Origin of the sequence: Pseudoalteromonas sp. SG41-5, assembly GCF_014164495.1 — a bacterium.
Classification (GTDB): domain Bacteria; phylum Pseudomonadota; class Gammaproteobacteria; order Enterobacterales; family Alteromonadaceae; genus Pseudoalteromonas; species Pseudoalteromonas rhizosphaerae.
The window spans coordinates 1-6019 of record NZ_JACJFH010000153.1; the positions used below are offsets into that span (position 1 = coordinate 1).

The 6019-nt window shown below is 39.0% G+C and carries 6 protein-coding genes and 1 pseudogene; all 7 read right to left on the reverse strand.

The genetic code is table 11. The annotated features are described in order from the left end of the window. Positions 1-594: 594 nt before the first annotated feature. Positions 595-897 carry a type I-E CRISPR-associated endoribonuclease Cas2e gene (gene cas2e, locus H5232_RS21815; protein ID WP_145234109.1) on the reverse strand — a complete coding sequence of 101 codons (303 nt, stop codon included), beginning with the start codon at positions 895-897 and terminating at the stop codon, positions 595-597. 9 nt (positions 898-906) lie between these two features. Further along, positions 907-1827 (reverse strand): type I-E CRISPR-associated endonuclease Cas1e, encoded by a 921-nt coding sequence (cas1e, locus tag H5232_RS21820; RefSeq protein WP_182831508.1) that lies wholly within the window; start codon positions 1825-1827, stop codon positions 907-909. A 2-nt stretch (positions 1828-1829) separates the two neighbouring features. Then, a complete protein-coding gene (locus tag H5232_RS21825) occupies positions 1830-3260 on the reverse strand; it encodes a type I-E CRISPR-associated protein Cse1/CasA (protein WP_310736900.1) in 1431 nt (476 codons plus the stop codon). Between the two features lie 31 nt (positions 3261-3291). Next, positions 3292-3939 (reverse strand): type I-E CRISPR-associated protein Cas5/CasD, encoded by a 648-nt coding sequence (cas5e, locus tag H5232_RS21830; RefSeq protein ID WP_145234116.1) that lies wholly within the window; start codon positions 3937-3939, stop codon positions 3292-3294. A 26-nt stretch (positions 3940-3965) separates the two neighbouring features. After that, positions 3966-4986: pseudogene (gene cas7e, locus H5232_RS21835) on the reverse strand (type I-E CRISPR-associated protein Cas7/Cse4/CasC). Between the two features lie 47 nt (positions 4987-5033). Next, entirely contained in the window at positions 5034-5450 is a 417-nt protein-coding gene (locus H5232_RS21840) for a type I-E CRISPR-associated protein Cse2/CasB (protein ID WP_145234120.1), read from the reverse strand. 13 nt (positions 5451-5463) lie between these two features. Further along, positions 5464-5910: a type I-E CRISPR-associated protein Cas6/Cse3/CasE gene (gene cas6e / locus H5232_RS21845; protein ID WP_259400177.1), complete on the reverse strand. Its 447-nt coding sequence runs from the start codon at positions 5908-5910 to the stop codon at positions 5464-5466. Positions 5911-6019: the final 109 nt, after the last annotated feature.

A 6019-nucleotide genomic window follows, 5' to 3' on the forward strand; every position in this document is an offset into this window, starting at 1 on the left:
CACCCCCGTCAGTACCGGTACCCCCCAAAAACGTTCACTTCCCCAGCATACGCACGCGGTTCAGCCCAGTGAATAAGGGGAAAACGCAAAAACCAATACGACGGTCGGAAACGTTGCCGGTTCAGCCACGAGATAACCGGGAACACTTAAATTTTTACAATGGTATTGGTTACGGCACCGGTTCAGCCCCGTGAGTACGGGGAACGCTATGTATTTAATGGTTAATTTCATATAACAGCCGGTTCAGCCCCGTGAGTACGGGGAACACTGTATAAGTTAACAAAGTCGGTGAGCACATCACGGTTCAGCCCCGTGAGTACGGGGAACACTGGCTTTGCTTCAATAGCTACGCTGTCAGCCGCGGTTCAGCCCCGTGAGTACGGGGAACACTTTTCATTAATGAACACACGATCTATAAATTTCGGTTCAGCCCCGTGAGTACGGGGAACACGCACTATTGACTCCCACTTAGCTGCATTTATTCGGTTCAGCCCCGTGAGTACGGGGAACACTCTAATAGTATATGCTTGTTTTTTATAAATAAAAACAGCTAGTTCAAATCTACCAAATTTTTAAAGAGCGTAACAGTTATTTTTAGCTTAATGTTTCGTTGTTTACTGGTGTAAACTTGACCAGCCTTAATCCTTCTAAATCTATAGGCATCCGTGCATTTTTACCATAAGTAATAAAATCAAAACCCGATTCAGTATTTGTAGCCCACGCCATAACCACATTTCCTTGTTCTGCCAACTCAGAGACTTGAAACCAAATCATTTCTCTAATCTTTCGACCTACATCACCAACGTATACACCTGCGCGAATTTCTAGTAACCATACAGCTAATCGCCCTCTTAATCTGGGTGGTACAGCTTCAGTTACAACAACACACATACTCATAATCCACTCCTAATTAGTGCGATGCCCGTCATCGCCAATAGATTCAGGCTCTGGTAGTGCTGGCAGTTGGGCATCTTCATATGGTTTAGGTGGCGTGATCTCACCAGCGCTTAATACCTCTTCGATTAAAGGAATTAACCGCTGTAAGGTTCTATCTTTTCTAAATGCTTCTCTGCACGCTATTCGTACCTCTCGATCTGGCTGTTTTGGTCTTTTACTTGCTACTTTAAAGGCTGCGGGTACAACCGTATCAAATTTAATAATATCAGCAATATCATATACAAATGACAGCGGTTTACCGGAATGTAAAAAGCCAATTGCAGGGGCATAACCTGCGGCTAAAATAGCAGCCTCAGTTACACCATATAAACATGATGTGGCGGCACTAATACATTGGTTGATAATATCACCAGCTTGCCAATCTTTTGCATCGTAACGGCGTCCTTTCCATTCGACATTATATTGTTTAGCTAGTAATGCGTAAGTTTTACGAACACGCGCCCCTTCGATTCCTCGGAGTTGATCAACACTACGTCGCTCTGGCGCGACTTCACCAAAACGCAATTCAAACATTTTTCGCACTACTTTTAGACGTAAAGTTTCATCAAGCGCTAGCTTTGCTTGATATAGTAATTTATCTGATCTTGCACCTCCAGGCTGCCCTACGGAATAGAGCCTGACCCCAGCTTGACCGACCCAGATCAGCAATGTGCCTGTCGTGGCTGCAAGCTTTACCGCAGCATGGCTTATACGTGTGCCGGGTTCGAGTAAAATACACACCACTGAGCCAACGGGTATATGCATTCGCTCACCATTGACTTCGTCAATCACAACAAATGCACCATCACGAACATCAATGCGCCCCATCGCTACAAAAATCATCGAATTACGATCTTTAATTGGTATGGGTTTAAGCTGGAGAAAAGCCATTGTTAACTATCTGCTTTATATAAAATGAACTCACCTTTTACTAATGCTTTAAATAAAGGCAAGTCGTGTTGGTACTTACGTTGTACTGATTTAAAAATCGATTTAGCTTCTTTGTTTAACGCTTCAATAGCCTCTTTTCTTAACTGTGTAGCTTCTTTTCGATTAACATCTAATAAGATCTGCTGAACAATTTGCTGCGCATTCGATGTAAATTTTTGTATTGCCTGGTTTTTAATACCTCCAACAAAGTTTTTATCGTAACCCACACCGAATATTTTATTGAACGCTAATGAGAGTTTTTCCTTTTGAGTTAAACCTGCATTGATAACTAACGATATTCTTGAATTGTTTTTAGATAATGATGATGGCATTGAATATAAATCATAGACTCGCCCAGCGATCGAGCCTTGATCGGCAATATTTCCACCTACAAGGAGACTTAAACACAAATCTACACCCAATTTATTTTGAAATTGGTTGATAATGAATGCTGGTTTAACTGATGTTTTATCTGTTTCTTTACCGATAACATATGATGTTAATTCTTGCCATGACTGCCAATATTGATCTCGTGCGCAAACGGCATATATACCATCTTCTTTTACATTTCTTGGTGTATAAGGGTGTAACCACCAGCCAGCACCATTATCACGACCTTTTTTGGTGGAGCCATACGATCCACTATACTTAACGCGCTGAAAAGTAGTTACACTCTGATCTGCTGTGTTGCCACATATATCACAAGTACATGGAGTATCAATTACTGGAAAATCAATATGATAAGCAAGTGCAAATAAACCACGTTCTAAACCAATTTTGGGTGCAGAATAAATGTCTGATATCGGCGGAATATCCCACATAAAACGACTTTCGGCATCATCATCTAGTTGGGCTTGCTCATTAAAGTAATCAATACAAACAGTATTTAATAAAATTGTCGACTTTAAATTTTCACCAGAAATAAGAGTGCTTATAGAACCACCACCACGAATACCTGTAGCACCTGTTGGCCCAAAACACTCACCTTTAATATTCATGTGTAAATTATAATTTAAAACATGTGTACAGTCGGTGCAGCAAATACTCACTTCGCTAGACTCTGAAAATAACCCTAGGGCATTTGCTGAACCGCCACATTCAATGCCAGAGACTAATTTGGTAATAGGCCCATCGGCTATTTTTGCTTTACTAGGAAAAGCTGAACGCATAAAACGCTCACCTTCAAACCACTGGCTATCGACTTTTTCAAGTAGTGCATCATATTGTCCAGGGCTTAATCCATTTGCTAAATAATCATTCAAATCTGATATTGTTGGCTTTAACACTACTGTTGAAAGTGATGACAACATTTGCAACATAGCCAACTGTGTTTCATCAAAAAAATACTGTAACTGATAGTCTTTATTTGAGGTCAAAATATCTTTTAATGACACTTTGCCATCAGTCGTTGAAATAAAGGGATCTTTAAGTAAGTTCACTAGCCAACTCCTGTTCAGGTTTAATCATTTCACCACTGACATACACCATTCGCATCGCGTACTTTCTAGATGCAAGTGTTAACTTATCCCTTACTTGTATTCGAGCTACTTGGTTTTCACCTTCAATATCACTAAAAATTTGACCTTTATTCGCCAATTTTTTTAATGCGATTGCTGGGTTACTTTCATCCATTACACGATCAAATAACGGTCTAGTTAATGGGCAACATTTCCGTCCCTGAAATAAGGTGAATTTAGGCGCTTTAACGGCCGCTTCTAATTTACTAATTAGTTCACATTCAGCACTAATAGCAAAGGTGTGCTCGCTGTCACACCAATATTCACGGTATGTGGGTTTTGTGCCTTTTTGAATTTTACCGTCAGGGCTACGGAAATTTTGCACTGTATGATAATCCATCATTTTTTCACCTGCTTGATTTACTTGCACCGCTGTCGTAATTTGTTCTGACAGCTCATAAAGTGCTTGTTGCTCTTTACGGGTAATACCTAGTGCCGCAGCCAATAACCCCACAATGGCTGAACGGGTAGGAAAATGATTTGCTCGCCTATGGACATCAAAGGTTTGCAAGCCATAAGCTGATAAACCTTCAGTTTTTAGAATTAACGTTTTCATAAACAACTCCCATGTTGTGAAACTAATTAAAACGTTAACTCACTAATTTTACTGACTAAGGTTATTTTTTCACTCAATGCTGTTTGAGTTAAATCGAATGCTTTGGCTTGTGATTGTAATTCGTAGCCATCAACTAACATTTCGTAATGAGATACTAAGGCTTTTATTGATTCTTCCATGACTTCACCGGTATTTTTGATCGGCTTCCTAAATGCATTTGCTAATGACAGAGGTTGATTTGAACTTGTACATAAAACGAAATCAGCTTTATTGTGTGCTGCAAATGTTTTCTGTTTAGCTGATGGTGAGACTTGAGCAAAGCAATTTACTATTGTATTTACAATGTGTTTCGCTGACCGTTTTTTTGGTATTTTTTGCTAAAAGCTCCACATCTATTGAAGCATAACGATAAAACACGCCAGAGCTAAATTCATGGGTGCCAATATGACCAGAGCCTTGTTCAGCCAAATCATCACACGCTGTAAACCAATCAACTTCAATATCTGCGCTATGAGTTGTTAAGCTATGTGCTACGCTCATTGCTGCTTCAACATTACGTTCAGGGCAACTTGCGTCCATTCTTCCCGATAGTGCAACATCTATAGTGGGTATTTGAACGATTTTCTTTAAATCTTTTAATTCAGTTCCTGCTTGAACCATATTAATAGCTTCTCTGATCGCTCCAATAGAGTAAGGTTGTACCGCATCAAAAAAACGGAGTTTTTCTTTTGTTTCTTTGTTCGTTTCAGTTTTTACTTTTGAGCCCATATTTTCTAAAACGTCTTCAATTAATTTAGCTTCAAATTCAGGCAATTCTTTAATACACAAAGCGAATAAATCATCAAACTTGTTCGTTCTAATTGATAGTTCTTCAACATTTTCTTTGTATAGATCACTTTGGCGAATTGCTCTTTTTAAACACTGACTTGATATGCGACTTCTGATTGTTCCACCGAATACGGCAGTTTTTTGTAAGCCCGAATCATCACGGTTCATCATTGATGATGGATGAGAAATTAACGCATGGATATTAATAAAAGTTGTCATTTGAATGTCCTTTTTAAAATTTTTTAAATACTTAAATTTGAATAAGATTAATCTTGTTCTGCTAAAATAAATTCTTTTAAAAGTTGGCGGCGGGAGTTTTCACCCCAAAATTGTGCTAACTTCCCTAAGCTTTCTAATTGCACTTGTTTACAACGCACTAATTGACGTTTTAAATACTCAATTGCATTGTCACCGCTGCGGGTTATTTGAATAATTTGTGACTCTTTTACGCCTGCTTTTAAAAGAGCAAGAGCTACAGATTGCGCTTCACTTTCTTGAGAAACATCAATTGATGTCATCAAAAATAAAATACGTTGTGTTTGCGTAGTATCTTTAGCACCAGAAAACCTCAAAACTCTAAAGTAAGCAGGGCAATTTGCTAGCTTGCTTAGATTGCATCTTTTCAGCTCCGCTTGGTCACCTTTGCTTAAACTACTGTAAGCGTTATAAATACGTTGATACATAAATTCCCCTAAGTTAACTTGCTTTCGCTAAAGATAATAAACCGGCACCAGCATGTTTTTGTCGGCCAATACCCATAACCAGCGCCTGATAAATTTGATCAGCATTAGTAATTTGTAAAACCCCTTCAAAACAAACAAAGCGATTATTAAAGCTCTTTTTGTTTTTCACTAAAAAACTATCAAGTGCTGTAACGGTGACATTTGCCCCAGAGAGTTTTCGATGCAGCCAAGCGATTTGTTCGTTCTCATTTTTTATTTCAATCACTTTCTTACCTTGGCTAATACATTTAGTAGGATAAGCAACTAATTTAAATTTATAGAACTCTTCATTTTCCACCGTTGGATTAAATGGTTTACTTTGTAAAACGTTAGATTCTTCGCTACTGACCGGCTCTGTGGCCGATTGCAGCAACACCGTCACTTCACCCGTTGCCATTGTATTTTCGTAAGCGTCTAGCAAAGTGCACCTGCCAGTAACTCGTCAAACCGATTAAACTATTTCTTAATTTCAATTAGGAGATAGCCATGAGAAAAATGCGTAGCCTTGAGCAGTGGCGCAACATTATCGA

Coding starts and splice junctions, on each gene's coding strand:
- cas1e (WP_182831508.1), bottom strand. CDS start 1,827: ATGGCTTTTCTCCAGCTTAAACCCATACCAATTAAAGATCGTAATTCG.
- H5232_RS21840 (WP_145234120.1), bottom strand. CDS start 5,450: ATGTATCAACGTATTTATAACGCTTACAGTAGTTTAAGCAAAGGTGAC.
- cas2e (WP_145234109.1), bottom strand. CDS start 897: ATGAGTATGTGTGTTGTTGTAACTGAAGCTGTACCACCCAGATTAAGA.
- cas5e (WP_145234116.1), bottom strand. CDS start 3,939: ATGAAAACGTTAATTCTAAAAACTGAAGGTTTATCAGCTTATGGCTTG.